This is a genomic window from Membranihabitans maritimus (assembly GCF_021729145.1).
Lineage (GTDB): Bacteria > Bacteroidota > Bacteroidia > Chitinophagales > Saprospiraceae > Membranihabitans > Membranihabitans maritimus.
Map to the genome: position 1 here is coordinate 50,094 of NZ_JAJSLW010000008.1, position 14,476 is coordinate 64,569.

A 14,476-nucleotide genomic window follows, 5' to 3' on the forward strand; every position below is an offset into this window, starting at 1 on the left:
AACTCAGTCCATTTTACGGTTTAAAAAAGCATTAATTCTTGAATTTGCCTCTTGCAACACTTCGGATTTGGAGCAAATTGAAATTCGAATATATTGATTCCCGTTATCACCAAAAATCCCACCAGGGGTAATAAAAACATCGGTTTCATAAAGATATCGATCACTTAATTCGAATCCATCTTTATAGTACTTAGGTACTTTACCCCAAACAAATAGTCCTGCCTGGTCTTTTTGGAACTGACATCCTAACAAGTCCAGTAGTTGATATGCTTTATTTTTTCTTTCTTTATATACTTCATTAATCTGGTTGTACCAGTCGTCTCCAAGGCTCAGTGCTTTGATAGCTGCTTCCTGTAAAGGACGAAACATTCCTGAATCCATATTGGATTTAAACTTTATGATTTCCTTCAGGAAGTCGTCACATCCTCCGATCATTCCGATTCTCCAACCCGCCATATTATGAGATTTACTCAGCGAATTTAATTCCAGGCAACATTCTTTAGCCCGGTCAAATGAAAGAATGCTCATTGGGGTGTTATTGAGTATAAAGCTGTAGGGGTTGTCGTGGCAAATAATGATATTATGTTTTCGGCCAAATGAAATTAACTCTTCAAATAATTGGTTAGACGGAAGACTACCGGTAGGCATATTGGGATAGTTTATCCACATGAGTTTGACCTTTGACAGATCCAGCTCTTCCAATGCAGTAAAATCTGGATACCAATGATTTTTTGCATCCAGGTCATATTTTCGAATGGTACCTCCTGCCAATTGAGTGGCAGACGAATACGTGGGATATCCCGGGTCCGGAATTAGGACTTCATCTCCGGGATTGAGAAACGTCATGGAAATATGCATAATTCCTTCCTTGGACCCTATAAGTGGTAGGATTTCACTATCGGGGTTTAAACTAACTCTATATCGTTTTTTATACCAGTTGGCAAACGCGACTCTGAGTTCCGGAATACCATAGTAGCTTTGGTATCCATGATTCTCAATATTAGCAGCACTTGAGTTAAGGGTTTCTATAACAGAGGGATCAGGCGGAAGGTCCGGGCTACCGATGCCCAGATTCAAAATGTTTTTTCCGGCTTTTTTCAAAGATGCAATTTCTTTGAGTTTTTTGGAAAAGTAATATTCCTTTACCGATTGGATTCTATGTGCCGTTTCAACCTTCATGGTGGATTCCTTTTTTATATTTTCCCAATACTTTTATTTGGTTGGCATGCGGAGAAAGGTCGGCAAGAATATCGTCTAATCTTTCGGGATTTCGCAATATGAAATCAGAAAAGAAAAGGTATTGCCAGGGTTTTCCCAAAATTGGAACACTCTGTATCTTCGTTAAATTACAATCATTTTTTGCCAAATTTTCCAATGCCCTGTACAAACTACCAATAGCATGGGATACGGTAAATGAAATACTAATCTTATCAAATTTCAGGTCCGGCATTTTGTCGTCCAATACCAAAAAACGCGTATAATTTTTTTTATTTGTTTCTATACCTGCAGCTAAGGTATCAAGTTGATACAATTCTGCAGCTAAGGTGCTGGCTACCGCACCGATTTCCTCGGTTCCTTCCTCAGCTATCCGGTGGGCGGTCTCAGCTGTGTCTATTGATTCCACCAGGCGAATGTGAGGGTAGTTCTTAAAGAATTTTTCGCATTGGGCTAATGCAATTGGATGTGAGTGAACTTCCTTTATTTTCTCAATAGGGATTCCGGGTAAAGCCAATAAATTTTGGCGAATCCGGAGATAGGTTTCCCCGATTATCTGTACTCCCGAATCCTGTATCAGGTTGTAGTTTTTCATTAGGCTCCCGGCTATACTGTTTTCGATCGCCATCATGCCATAGTGGATAGAATCGTCAGACATAACATCTTCCACTACTTCTTCAAAAGTATTTCTTCCTACTACATCGACGGTTTGCCCTTCGTAATATGTTGCGGCAATGTGATGGAATGCTCCCGGATAACCCTGTATTGATACTCTCTTCATAATTGTGCAAAAAAAAAGGCCCCAATTTATGGGACCTGATTATTATTTTTGAATTACATCAAAACAACTTCAGATCCCCTCTCCGGAACCGGAAAAAAAGTAAAAATAAAAGAAGTTGTTATTGACAGTTATCATGTCTTAATTATTTAATTGTCGCATCAAATTTAGGCAATTATATTTTAAATAGAAAAATTTTCTATTTCCGGAGATTAGGGGGTCGTTAACATTTTCCAGTTCTGTAGTAGAAAATTCCATCATCATCCTTAAAAAAAAATATTTGTAGAAAATTTTTCTTTTAGTGGCAGGAATTTTAGTGAAAAAATTTTTGAAAAATTCTATACACATAAAAATGGCCAATGATACTCATTTTTTCACATTGGTGCCAAATATTATTTTGAAACAAAGCTTTGATAATCAGCAAAAGATAAGATAATTCGTCTATCTTCGCACGATGAATACATTTGATACTTTGGGATTGAAGGAGGAATTACTTTCTTCTATAAAGAATTTGGGATTTGAAAAGCCAACCCCGATACAGGCCGAGGCTATTCCACATGTGATTTCGACTGACAGAGATTTATTAGCTACAGCACAGACGGGTACAGGCAAAACGGCTGCTTTTGGATTACCTATTTTACAAAATATTGATATTGAAGATAAGAGTGTACAGGCTATCATCCTGTGCCCTACAAGAGAATTGTGTCTTCAGGTGGCTACGGATTTGCAATCTTTTTCTGCCCAGTTGAAGGGCGTGAAAATTGCAGCCGTATATGGAGGGACCAGTATTGAAAACCAAATTAAAAAACTTAAGTCAGGGTGCCAGGTTGTCGTTGGGACACCGGGTAGGACATTGGATTTAATCAGGAGAAATAAACTACAAATAACATCTATTCGGTATTTGGTGCTGGATGAAGCGGATGAAATGTTGTCAATGGGGTTTCAAGATGACCTGGATGCTATTTTAGCCGGCACTCCTTCGGATAAGCAGACATTGTTGTTCTCGGCTACCATGCCCAAGGCAATTGTAAATATGTGTTCCAAATATATGCAGGATCATCATTCTATTACCGTGATGTCGGAGAACAAAAGTGCTGAGAATGTAACCCATGCCTATTTTGTAGTGAACAATAAGGATCGTTATGCTGCATTGAAGAGATTGGCAGATGTTCATCCTGAGATTTTTGGGATTGTATTTTGCAGGACCCGTCGGGAAACCAAGGAAGTGGCAGAGAAATTGATTCAGGATGGTTATAATTCGGATTCATTGCATGGAGATTTGTCCCAATCTCAAAGAGATTTGGTGATGAATAAATTTCGTTCCCGCCAGATTCAACTGTTGGTAGCTACTGATGTTGCCGCGAGGGGATTGGATGTTGACGATCTGACCCACGTCATCAATTACAATCTTCCGGATGACCTGGATTTATATGTGCATAGGAGTGGACGTACAGGAAGAGGGTCCAATAAAGGGGATTCACTAATCCTGGTAAATTCCCGTGAACTTAGGAGTATCAAATCCCTTGAAAAAAAATTGGGAAAAAAGGTTTCGTATGAGAAGATTCCCGATGGTATGGAAGTTTGCCGAAAACAGCTATTTACCATGATCGATAAGGTAGAGAATGTGGAGGTAAACGAAGATCAGATCGGGGTATTTATCGATGAAATCAGTAAAAAGCTTGATTGGTTATCTCGGGAAGAACTGATTAAGCGATTCGTTTCGGTAGAATTTAACCGTTTTTTATCTTATTACAAAAAGTCAAAAGACTTGAATGCTGATCGTTCCGGAAAGGATGGAAAAGACTCTAGAAGAAGAGAAACCAATAGCGATCAGTTTGCCACATTTTTCTTGAATCGTGGTCGAAAACACAAAATGAATCCCAAATCTATATTTCGTTTGTTAGATGACCAATTGTCATCCAAGGGGCTTGAGATTGGAAATATAGAGATTTTTAAAAACCACTCCCTGGTAGAAATTGATAAAGACTACCAGGAAGAGATAGAAAGAGATTTTCAAAATGCAACCTACAAGGGGGAGGAAGTGACTTTTAGACCTTCACAGTTTACCCAAAAGAATAGGAAATCCAGGAAAAAGAAAAACCCCCATCGGAAATTCCGCAAGAACAGGAGGAAAAATAAGTAATATATCTTTTCCTATTTCTATTACTTTGATTCTGAAAATTTTATAGGTTTGAAGACCCAGACCCGTGCTCTGTCGGTGGTATACACTGAAAGGACCTTTTATTACAAATTCTATTATGTCTTTTGATATGCACGGAACCTGGTACACGGCCATAAACCAACTTATTTATCATTTTACCTACAGGGTGTATCTAATTAAAATGCCCTTTTAGGACACTCTGTGAATATGTAATAGTGGGGCAAAAACGGGGCAAATAGGGTAGAAACATTATCATCTTTGACATAATCGCCGCAAAAGAAATACCATATAGGGTTTACCCAGTATTAGGTTGCTGAAAAATATGTCTGGAGGCCACTTTGAGATAAAAATTTAGCTGTATCTCAATTTAATTGTGATCGATCATATTTCGGATATTTTTAAAAAATTAATATCTTCCGGTTTCTTTTTAACAGAATTACAATAATCATCCTTACAAAATATTAACATGAAGCGAAGAAAGTTTTTACAAAATTCTACCCAAGCTTTAGCAGGCGTAAGTTTATTCGGACTGGCAGCTTGTGGTGGAAATCCTGAAGATAAAAATAGCCAGGAAAATGCTGGGGGGAGTTCAAATGGAGGAGGGGATTTGACCCAGGATTTGTTTATGATTTCCCTGGCAGAATGGTCATTGCACAAATCTATATTCGAGGGGAAAATTTCCAATCTTGATTTTGCCAAAATTGCCCGGGAAGAATTCGATATTGATGCAATAGAATATGTCAATCAGTTTTTCAAGGACAAAGCAAAAGATACGGCTTATCTCGATGATTTGAATAAAAGGGCGGACGACCATGGTATATACCAGCATTTGATAATGATCGATGGCGAAGGTGGTATGGCTCATCTGGATGAAAAGGAAAGAATGAAAGCAGTTGAAAATCACAAAAAATGGGTGGAGGCTGCAAAATATCTGGGTTGTAAAACAATTCGGGTAAATGCGTACGGAGAAGGTTCTGCTGAAGACGTACAAATGGCAGCCGTCGATGGTTTGGGTACGCTATCGGAGTTTGCAAAAGATTATGATATCAATATAGTTGTGGAGAATCACGGTGGATATTCTTCAAACGGAGAATGGTTAGCAGGTGTAATGAAACAGGTTAATATGCCCAACTGTGGAACTTTGCCTGATTTTGGAAACTTCTGTATCAAACGAAGTGAAGATGGTTGTGCAGAAGAATATGATCGATATAAGGGTGTGAAAGAGTTAATGCCGTTTGCCCTTGCTGTTAGTGCGAAATCTCATGATTTTGATTCCGATGGGATGGAAGTTCATACAGATTACAACAAAATGATGGACATCGTATTGGATGCGGGTTTTCATGGGTATGTAGGCATTGAGTACGAAGGAAGTAATGATGATGAAATGACAGGAATTCAGAAAACGGTGGATTTACTAAAAAAAGTGCGTGCTGAGAAAAGCTAATGAACCTTCCTTCCCCAATAGAACAGGTTGAGTATCCTCTTTTTCATAAATATGGGGTATGTGTTTGGGTCAAAAGGGACGATCTCATTCATCCGATAGTATCGGGAAATAAGTTTAGAAAGCTCAAATATATTCTCAAGGAATGTAAGAGGGACATAAAGCATACGGGCATCATCAGTTTTGGTGGTGCCTTTTCTAATCATGCTCATGCGCTGGCATTTGTTTGTTATGCAGAACAGATACCCTGTACCTTGTTTATACGATCAGCTTCAGGAAAAGCCATTCACAATGAAACCATAAATGATATACTTAAGTGGGGGGCAAGGGTAGTTTTTGTTTCTCCTCAGGAATATAAAAGACGCGAATCTGATCAATATCTCAGGCAGATTGAATCTCAATTCAAGGGGCATTTAATTATTCCGGAGGGTGGAAGTCATCAACTTGCAATAGAAGGCGTAAAAGAAGGTCTTCTTGAATCCAGAAGAGTGGTAGATAAATTTGATTTTCTTATAGTGCCTGTAGGCACAGGGGCGACATTGGCGGGATTGGCTGAAGGACTGGAAGAAGGTGAACGATTATTGGGCATAAGTGCGTTGAAATCAGATAAATTTTCTGTTGAGGTGAAAAAAAAATGGTCATTAGAAGAAAGAAAAGAAATACAGGTATTGACCCAATGGCACTGGGGAGGATATGGTAAGACTCCTGAGCGTTTGTTACGATTTATACGCCAATTTTTGCAATCTACCGGGATTGAATTGGACCCCATTTATAACGGGAAATCTATGTATGCCCTTTGTGAATTTATACGCTTCGGTTTAATTGGCAATGGAACAAAAGTTCTTTTTATACATACCGGTGGTCTGCAGGGATGGAGAGGAAAAAGGAATACTCATCAATCCACTGAAAAATAAATGTAAATAGCCCCTTTTTTTCACCTGTCAATCGGGAATGGAACCAACTTACTACAGTTCATGTATCCGGTCAACTAGGCAAACTCTCAATTACATTCTTAAGTTTTTGCTGGACTTCCAAAGCAATTTCTGAAAGGGACTCATTATTGACTGTGGACATGGATTCTATCGGATCGACAGCTGATACTTCAATACCCCCATCATTATTTTCTTCAACGATTATATTGCATGGAAGTAAAACGCCGATTTTGTCTTCGCATTGGAGGGCTTTATTAGCAAAATGAGGATTACAAGCGCCTAATATTGTATATTTTTTGAAATCAACATTTATCTTTTTTTTAAGCGTGTCTTGCACATCTATTTCGGTCAATACCCCAAAGCCTTCTTTTTTTAATGCTGCGGAAACCAGATCAAGCGCTTCTTCAAAAGTTCCGACGGATACTTTTTTGTTGAAATAGTAAGCCATATTCTTTATTTTAATTAGATTGAAAAAATCAAATGTCAGGATAATTCCTGGAGCCCAATTATTATTCTTAAATATATTGAAAAATCAGTAAACTCCAATAAAGGAATTAATAGTTTGTAGATGAAATTTTTGATGAAGGCAGTTGGTATTTAATGATGTTTAAAAAACAAGCTTTTATGAAATGATTTCATTTTGTGGGATATTTTTGAGGTAATACAGTGCATGTATCTAATAGGAAGGTCTTTTATTTCCAGGATTATTATTATTATTAAAGTGAACAATAAATTAATCATATGACTACAGGAATTCAATCGGAAACCCTTGATTTCTTGCAAGACCTCGCTTTGAATAATGACCGGGATTGGTTCAATGAACATAAACCACTATACAGAAAAGGATTGGAGGATTTTAAGGCCTTTATTCAGGGGCTGAAGATCCAATTGATGCAATTTGACGAAATTGAGAGGTCCAAAATTTTCAGGATATATAGGGATATTCGCTTTAGTAAGGATAAAACGCCTTATAAAACCCATTTTTCTGCCCATTTTGTGCGTTCGGGTAAATTTCGGAGGGGTGGTTTTTATTTTCAAATTTCTCCTGAAAAAGTGTTTGTGGCCGGTGGTTTTTGGAAACCGGAAAGGAAAGATCTGGAGTTTATCCGGCAGGGAATTGCGGCGGATTCCACTGAACTTCGAAAGGCAATAAATGAATCTGATTTTAAAAAGAGATTTGGCGCTTTAGGGGGTGAAGAATTGAAAACGGCTCCCCGGGGGTATGATAAGGACCATGAGGAGGTAGATCTTCTCCGAAAAAAACAATTTGTTGTAAGTAGGGAATATCCTGCGAAGTTGGCTTTGAATCCTGGTTTTGTGGAAGAAGTAGTGGCCGATTACCGTTCAATGATCCCTATGTTTACTGCCATAACGGATTTTTTGTTGTTCGACGGTAACGGCCAGGAACGTTGATGGTTAGTCTAGTTGTCTGGTAGTTGGTTAGTCTAGTAGTCTGGTAGTTGGTTAGTCTAGTAGTCTAGTAGTCTAGTAGTCTAGTAGTCTGGTAGTCTAGTAGTCTAGTAGTCTGATAGTCTGGTAGTCTGATAGTCTGGTAGTTAATTGATTTTGCATAACGCCATACTGAATCAGCATTCTGGGAAATTCACCGGTATTTTTATGGCCAACCCTCCTTCTGAAGTTTCTTTATATTTCGTATTCATATCGCGGGCGGTGTCCCACATGGTTTCAATAATATCATCCAGAGAAACCCTGGCAAAGGCCGGATCACTTTCTACAGCGAGATAAGCAGCCGTTATAGCTTTTACGGCTCCCATACTGTTTCGTTCTATGCAGGGAACCTGTACCAATCCACCAACCGGATCACATGTTAGTCCCAGATGGTGTTCCATAGCAATTTCTGCGGCCATACACACCTGATCGGGTGAGCCGCCGATCAATTCAGCTAACCCTGCCGCTGCCATAGCTGAGGATACACCGATTTCTGCCTGGCAACCACCCATGGCAGCTGAAATAGTGGCGTTTTGCTTAAACAAACTTCCTATTACAGATGCTGTAAGCAAAAATCGATGGATTTCTTCTCGTCCGGAAAAGGATGTAAAACCAATCGCAAAAGCGAGTACGGCGGGAATTACCCCCGCAGCCCCATTCGTAGGCGCTGTTACTACCCTGCCAAAATCAGCATTCTCTTCATTTACGGCTATGGCCCAGGCTGACACCCAATGTATTATTTCCTGGAAATTGCTGACTCTGTGCGATTGTATTACTTGCATCCATTCCGAAGAATTGGAGTAATTTCCGGTCAATTTTCTTTTTAGATATAGTGAATTAGCCCGTCTTTTGACATTCAGACCACCGGGAAGTATCCCATCCGTATGACAACCTCTGAACATACAATTCCTCATTACGTCCCATATCTGGTCGAGGCCGTCAGTCAGTTCTTCTTCGGAGTGAATTTGTAGTTCATTAGTTTTGGCAATTTGCCAAATGCTCAAGCTTTCATTTTTGCAATGTCGAATCATTTCGGTAGTAGACTGGATGGGGAAGGGGGGTGCTCCCTTGCCATCGTTTTCAGGATCTGTCCCATCTTCAACGACAAATCCGCCACCTATGGAGTAATATGTGAAGCACGAAGTAGTGTCATCTATATAATTGACGTATACTTTCATACCGTTGGAGTGAAAGTCTAGTGCCTTTTCTTTATTGAATATGATAGTAGATTCTTTATGGTACGGAATAGGTGTTTTGTTACCCAGGAGTAGGGTGCCGGATTCTAGCGCTTTAAGTTTTTTATCGATGGATTCCGGGGGAATTGTTGTGGGATTTTCTCCCATTAATCCGAGTAAGAGAGCCTTTTCCGTGCCGTGTCCTTTTCCTGTCTTGGCCAGGGAACCATAGAGTTCTATCATGATATCGGAAACTTCTTCCAGTTTGTGATGATCCTGAATAGAGTCTAGGCACATAAGCATGGCCTTCCAGGGCCCGAGTGTATGGGAACTACTGGGCCCAATCCCGATTTTAAACATTTCAAACACATTGATATAGGTCATTTATTTCCGGTTTTGGAAGATGAAAATAACCAACCTTTACAAATTATTAGTGTCTTATTTAAGGTTTTATAAATTGGCTGATTTATTGTCCTTCTCAAATGATCGCAGGACAGGTATTAATGATAACCTTTAGGCGTACGAACTTAGTACTTACCTATTTCCTGTTATGGATTTTATATTGTCTGGTTCGTATTTCTTAGTCATTTATGACTGAGGTACCCCACTTTCTTGCTGGACCCGGACGAGCATTGTAGTATCCAATCCACTTACGATCTCGGTATTCAGACCATCGGAAATACCGGTTTCAATTTCGATCTTTTTAAATTCTTCACCGTTTTTGATTTCTACATATTTCTTTTCCTCTTCATAAAGGATGTCGCGCTCTTTAATGGCGAGGACATTGTCTTTTTTATTAATTACAATGTCACCGTTGGCACTATAACCGGCTCGTAAAAAGTTGTCTTCTGATTGCTGGACCGCAGCACGAACTTCGAATTTTACCGTTCCTTCGGTATCTACTCCCTTGGGAGATATAAATTCCAAAACCGCGTTAAACTCTTTGTCTGGAATGGCCCCAATTTTGAGAATAATGGGCATCCCTTCTTTAATAGTTCCTACATCGGCTTCATCCACGGTCCCTTCAAAAATCAGTGAATTCATGTTGGCTATGGTAGCGATGGTAGTACCTTCATTGAAATTGTTCCTTTCTATGACTGATGTCCCTTCTTCTACCGGGACATCCAGTACCATTCCCGAAACAGTGGAATTGACGATATTGGCTACTTGTTTGGAATTTTGATCGACTCCTTCTTTTAATAATTTCAGGTTGGCCACTGCGCTATTATATTCTTGTTCGGCAATGCTTACTTGTGTTTCAAATTGGCTAAGGCTGTTAGATGAGGTGATTTTGGCATTTTCAAAATTGGTTTTACTTAGTTCGAGATCCAATTTGAATTGGTTGTATTGCTGTTCGGAAATCACCCCAGATTCGAATAGTTGTCGTTGTCTTTCTTCCTCTCTTTTAGCATTTTCATAACTGGATTTGGCATTTTCTACATCAAGATTATTTTGGTTGATATTTTTTTGACGTTCCAGTTCTCTTGTCGCATCTTCAAAACGCAGTTTGGCCAATTCTACCTGGGATTGGGCCTGGTTGATATTTACCTGGCTGGGTACCAATTTTATACGTGCCAGCTGTATCCCTTTTTCGACTACTTCTCCTGCGGTCACAAATAGTTCGTCAATTACACCGGATACCTGGGGTTTAATATTGATTTCCTGTCTTGGATTTATCGTCCCGGTAGCTACTATTTTGCGGGATATATCCAGATATTCAGGTGTGTTGGTATTTGTATTTTCTGCCTGGGTTTTATTTTGTCTGACAAAGTAATATACCAACCCCGCTGTGAGAATTACCAGTGCTGCAATTGTGCTAAAAAGACATCCTTTCTTCATATTGTTCTATTTATTTAACAGATATTCGGGAATCCAAGTCAATTGATTAGGAAATTTTGTTCCAAAATATTTATAACGATTCATTTATTTATTCGTCTTTTAACGCTAAAACAGGGTTTACTTTCGCGGCCATCATACCCGGTATAAATCCAGCTATAGTACCTGAAATAATTAGTATCAAAAGGGCGCCAATGCCTACTTGTAAACTTACTTCCGGGTTGTAGAACATTTGAACATTTATTTCATTGTATTCCATTATATAATCAATACTCCCTATTAGTAGCGTTCCTGCCAGTAATCCAAGATACCCCGAAATTAAGGTGATGACAATTGATTCAGTCAGTATGGACCTGATAATTACACCCGGCGTGGCGCCCAGGGCTTTTCGTATACCAATTTCTTTTGTCCGTTCTTTAACTACGATCATCATAATATTGCTGACACCTATTACCCCGGCAATTAGGGTTCCTATTCCTACAATCCACAAAAAAACTGAAATACTATTAAATAATCCGGTGATTTTATCGAATTCTTTTTCCAGGTTGAATCCACCTATGCCTCGGGGATCCTGCGGGGAAACACTATGTCTTTGTTGTAAAATTGACTTTACATCGTTCTCTATATCGCTTACTTTATATTGGGGAAGGGCTGAAACAGCAAAATAGTGGATTTGTCCCCCTGTACCAAAAGCCCTGTGCATGGTTGTCAGTGGAATTACTGTCGCTTCGAGGTCTTCCTGGGTCCAGGGTTTGAGGAATTCCGGACCAAAAATTCCTACCACCTGGAATTCGACCCCATTGGCCGTAATGTATTTACCAATTGCTTTATCCCATTCTCCTTTGCCGAACAATACCTCAGCAACCCTCTTTCCAATGACTATAACTTTGCGGGATTCTTCAATGTCTGAGGGTTGTATATATCTACCTTTATACACTTTATATCCCTCTACCGTAATCATATCTGAAAGTTCACCCCTGATGTTGTAACTTTCAACATTTTCATTATAACTAATGCTGCCACTAATGGTCGTTCGGGGCGCAATATAATCTATACCATCTACATTTTCATCAAGGTATGTGATGTCATCAAGGTTCAATCGGGGAACCCGTCCCGGCTGGAATCCGCGATATGGTTTTGAAGTAGGGCTGGACCACACGTACATGACATTTTTAGCCCTGCTACCAAAGTCACGGAATACTGCATTTCTCAGTCCTTCACCCATTCCCAACATAAATATTAGCATAAAGATACCCCAGAATACACCCAAAGCAGTAAGGGCTGTCCTAAGCTTGTGCTTTCGTATCGTTGCTAATATTTCCTGCCAGGTATCCCGGTCAAACATATATTATAAGCTTTGAGCTATAGGCTACAATTTACAAGGAAGGATTTCTTGATTTTGTAGGTTATAACTTGTTTTCATTAATATTCATTTTTTTACTTATTCATCTTAGTGAGCTTGATGCTTACGACTTAGGGGACACAACTGGTCCGGCCTAATCCGTCCTCATAGCCACTATTGGATTGATTTTAGCGGCCTGCATTGATGGAATTAATCCCGCCAAAGCCCCTGCAATTACCAAAATTATGATAGCCGCTAATCCGACTCCAAGATTAATCTCTGGACTGCTAAAAAAATCAGAGTCTAAATTATCTAATAAACTCAAAACTACAATGCCAGCCGCCAGACCAAAATACCCAGCCATGGAAGTAATAAATATTGCTTCCGTGAGTATCATGGAGACAATGGACCTTGGTGTGGCACCCAGGGCTTTGCGTATCCCGATTTCTTTTGTCCGGTCTTTTACAATAATCAACATAATATTACTTACTCCTACAATTCCCGCGAGTACGGTTCCCAATCCTACAAACCACAAAAACGATTTGATCCCCAAAAACAAATTCTGGAACCTTTTGTAATCTTCATATCTGTTATTGATATATAAGGCCCTGTTATCTGTTGGGTCAAATTGATGGTTGGCAGCCAATGTTTCTGTAATTCCTTGCTGGAGTTGGTTAACCTGTTCTTCACTAAGATCTCCTCCGATTAACGACAGATTGCTAATGTTTTCATTGCCGTGAAAGACGACCTGGGCAACGCTCATTGGAATATAGATTTCTCTTTGTGCCTGATTGCTTTCCGGGTCGTGTGAAATACCTACGACCCGATACATCCCGTCTCCGAGTAAAATATCTTTTCCAATTGGGTCTTCATTTCCAAAAACTTCGTCTTTGATCTGGGACCCAATGACTGCTACTTTTCTTCTTTTTTGTTCATCGGTCTTATTCAGGAAACGGCCGGAAGTAATTTGTGCGTTTTCGACATGGATCATATCGGGTGACACTCCAAATACTGAAAAGGAAAGATTTTTCTTTTTGTATTTCAAAATTTGAGTACCACTTAAAAAGACTCTGCCTGCAAGATATTCTATTTCAGGAAACTGTTCCTGTAAGTTCTCAAAGTCATCATTGTTAAATTGGATCCTTCGACCTTTGGGTAGCCCGTTAAAAGTTTTTGAAGTAGAACCACCGTACATCCATATACTATTGAGAGCATCTCCACGGAATTGTTTTTCGATTCCATTTTGCATGCCCTGACCAGAACCTAATAGTATGACCAACAAGAATATTCCCCAGAATACACCGAGTGCTGTAAGGGTGGTTCGGAGTTTATGCTTCTGTATCGAAACAAAAATTTCATTCCATTTGTCCTGGTCAAAAAATTTCATTCGTTGGAATTTAATATCAAACCGTCCTGAATATTTATGATGCGTTCCGTTTTCTCAGCTATGTCCTGTTCGTGGGTAACTAATACGACAGTTTTACCATTTTGATGAATTTCCTGAAAAAGGTTCATAACTTCATGCGAGGTAGTGGAATCAAGAGCTCCAGTAGGCTCATCAGCCAGAAGAACTTTGGGTTCTGTTACCATTGCCCTGGCAATAGCAACCCGTTGTTGCTGTCCACCGGAAAGTTGATTGGGATGGTGGTCAGACCAATCTTTCAGTCCCACCATTTCAAGGTAGTGCATCGCTTTTTCCAACCGTTGGTCGCGATTGACTTTCTGGTAATACAATGGCAAAGCCACGTTTTCAACTGCTGTTTTAAAATTAAGGAGGTTAAAAGACTGGAATACGAATCCGATAAAGCGGTTCCTGTAGTAGGCAGCTTGCTTTTCGGACAGGTTTTTCATTAATTCTCCGGCCAGTGTGTAGGTGCCTTCGTCATAATCGTCCAATATGCCGAGTATATTTAGTAATGTCGATTTCCCGGAACCCGATGAACCCATAATTGAAACGAATTCACCTTCTTCTATAATGAGGTCAATTCCCTTGAGAACCTGTAAGCTGGTAAATTCAGTCTTGTATGCTTTTTTAATATTCCGTAGTTGGATCATGCAAAATTCTTGTAACAGATATTAATGTACTCAATATACTGATACTCTAAATGTATTTGGGAATAAATTCCTCAAGAAAAAAGATCGTCGGA

Annotated in this window: 12 protein-coding genes; 4 read left to right on the forward strand and 8 right to left on the reverse strand. The window is 39.4% G+C overall.

The window, feature by feature from the left end:
* Positions 1–3 precede the first annotated feature (3 nt).
* On the reverse strand, positions 4–1,179 hold the full coding sequence (locus LVD47_RS11005) for a pyridoxal phosphate-dependent aminotransferase (protein WP_236975923.1): 1,176 nt from the start codon (positions 1,177–1,179) through the stop codon (positions 4–6).
* A complete protein-coding gene (locus tag LVD47_RS11010; protein WP_236975924.1) occupies positions 1,169–1,996 on the reverse strand; it encodes a prephenate dehydratase in 828 nt (275 codons plus the stop codon). Before LVD47_RS11010 ends, LVD47_RS11005 begins: the two co-directional genes overlap by 11 nt.
* 451 nt (positions 1,997–2,447) lie before the next feature.
* Here LVD47_RS11010 and LVD47_RS11015 point away from each other — a divergent pair, with 451 nt between their 5' ends.
* The 3 genes from LVD47_RS11015 (at position 2,448) to LVD47_RS11025 (ending at position 6,509) form a co-directional block, all read left to right on the forward strand.
* Positions 2,448–4,136 carry a DEAD/DEAH box helicase gene (locus LVD47_RS11015; RefSeq protein ID WP_236975926.1) on the forward strand — a complete coding sequence of 563 codons (1,689 nt, stop codon included), beginning with the start codon at positions 2,448–2,450 and terminating at the stop codon, positions 4,134–4,136.
* 484 nt (positions 4,137–4,620) lie between these two features.
* Positions 4,621–5,598: a sugar phosphate isomerase/epimerase family protein gene (locus tag LVD47_RS11020; protein WP_236975928.1), complete on the forward strand. Its 978-nt coding sequence runs from the start codon at positions 4,621–4,623 to the stop codon at positions 5,596–5,598.
* Positions 5,598–6,509 (forward strand): 1-aminocyclopropane-1-carboxylate deaminase/D-cysteine desulfhydrase, encoded by a 912-nt coding sequence (locus LVD47_RS11025; protein WP_236975930.1) that lies wholly within the window; start codon positions 5,598–5,600, stop codon positions 6,507–6,509. The genes LVD47_RS11020 and LVD47_RS11025 overlap by 1 nt, the downstream gene beginning before the upstream one ends.
* 70 nt (positions 6,510–6,579) lie before the next feature.
* Here LVD47_RS11025 and LVD47_RS11030 read toward each other — a convergent pair whose 3' ends face one another.
* Entirely contained in the window at positions 6,580–6,975 is a 396-nt protein-coding gene (locus tag LVD47_RS11030) for a DUF302 domain-containing protein (RefSeq protein ID WP_236975931.1), read from the reverse strand.
* Between the two features lie 293 nt (positions 6,976–7,268).
* On the opposite strand from LVD47_RS11030, the gene LVD47_RS11035 reads away from it, so the two are divergent.
* Positions 7,269–7,940, forward strand: a complete 672-nt coding sequence (locus tag LVD47_RS11035) for a DUF2461 domain-containing protein (protein ID WP_236975933.1) — start codon at positions 7,269–7,271, stop codon at positions 7,938–7,940.
* Between the two features lie 173 nt (positions 7,941–8,113).
* Here LVD47_RS11035 and LVD47_RS11040 read toward each other — a convergent pair whose 3' ends face one another.
* The 5 genes from LVD47_RS11040 to LVD47_RS11060 form a co-directional block, all read right to left on the reverse strand.
* On the reverse strand, positions 8,114–9,535 hold the full coding sequence (locus LVD47_RS11040) for an L-serine ammonia-lyase (protein WP_236975935.1): 1,422 nt from the start codon (positions 9,533–9,535) through the stop codon (positions 8,114–8,116).
* A 204-nt stretch (positions 9,536–9,739) separates the two neighbouring features.
* Positions 9,740–10,990 carry an efflux RND transporter periplasmic adaptor subunit gene (locus LVD47_RS11045; protein WP_236975937.1) on the reverse strand — a complete coding sequence of 417 codons (1,251 nt, stop codon included), beginning with the start codon at positions 10,988–10,990 and terminating at the stop codon, positions 9,740–9,742.
* Between the two features lie 88 nt (positions 10,991–11,078).
* Positions 11,079–12,332, reverse strand: coding sequence for an ABC transporter permease (locus LVD47_RS11050; protein ID WP_236975939.1), 1,254 nt, complete (start codon positions 12,330–12,332; stop codon positions 11,079–11,081).
* Positions 12,333–12,483: 151 nt separating this feature from the next.
* Entirely contained in the window at positions 12,484–13,716 is a 1,233-nt protein-coding gene (locus LVD47_RS11055; RefSeq protein ID WP_236975941.1) for an ABC transporter permease, read from the reverse strand.
* A complete protein-coding gene (locus LVD47_RS11060; RefSeq protein ID WP_236975942.1) occupies positions 13,713–14,384 on the reverse strand; it encodes an ABC transporter ATP-binding protein in 672 nt (223 codons plus the stop codon). The genes LVD47_RS11055 and LVD47_RS11060 overlap by 4 nt, the downstream gene beginning before the upstream one ends.
* Positions 14,385–14,476 lie beyond the last annotated feature (92 nt).

Bases quoted from the DNA above. Each gene is read 5' to 3' on its own strand.
- LVD47_RS11060 (WP_236975942.1), bottom strand. From the start codon at position 14,384: ATGATCCAACTACGGAATATTAAAAAAGCATACAAGACTGAATTTACC.
- LVD47_RS11055 (WP_236975941.1), bottom strand. From the start codon at position 13,716: ATGAAATTTTTTGACCAGGACAAATGGAATGAAATTTTTGTTTCGATA.
- LVD47_RS11020 (WP_236975928.1), top strand. From the start codon at position 4,621: ATGAAGCGAAGAAAGTTTTTACAAAATTCTACCCAAGCTTTAGCAGGC.
- LVD47_RS11010 (WP_236975924.1), bottom strand. From the start codon at position 1,996: ATGAAGAGAGTATCAATACAGGGTTATCCGGGAGCATTCCATCACATT.
- LVD47_RS11025 (WP_236975930.1), top strand. From the start codon at position 5,598: ATGAACCTTCCTTCCCCAATAGAACAGGTTGAGTATCCTCTTTTTCAT.
- LVD47_RS11040 (WP_236975935.1), bottom strand. From the start codon at position 9,535: ATGACCTATATCAATGTGTTTGAAATGTTTAAAATCGGGATTGGGCCC.
- LVD47_RS11045 (WP_236975937.1), bottom strand. From the start codon at position 10,990: ATGAAGAAAGGATGTCTTTTTAGCACAATTGCAGCACTGGTAATTCTC.
- LVD47_RS11030 (WP_236975931.1), bottom strand. From the start codon at position 6,975: ATGGCTTACTATTTCAACAAAAAAGTATCCGTCGGAACTTTTGAAGAA.
- LVD47_RS11005 (WP_236975923.1), bottom strand. From the start codon at position 1,179: ATGAAGGTTGAAACGGCACATAGAATCCAATCGGTAAAGGAATATTAC.
- LVD47_RS11035 (WP_236975933.1), top strand. From the start codon at position 7,269: ATGACTACAGGAATTCAATCGGAAACCCTTGATTTCTTGCAAGACCTC.
- LVD47_RS11015 (WP_236975926.1), top strand. From the start codon at position 2,448: ATGAATACATTTGATACTTTGGGATTGAAGGAGGAATTACTTTCTTCT.
- LVD47_RS11050 (WP_236975939.1), bottom strand. From the start codon at position 12,332: ATGTTTGACCGGGATACCTGGCAGGAAATATTAGCAACGATACGAAAG.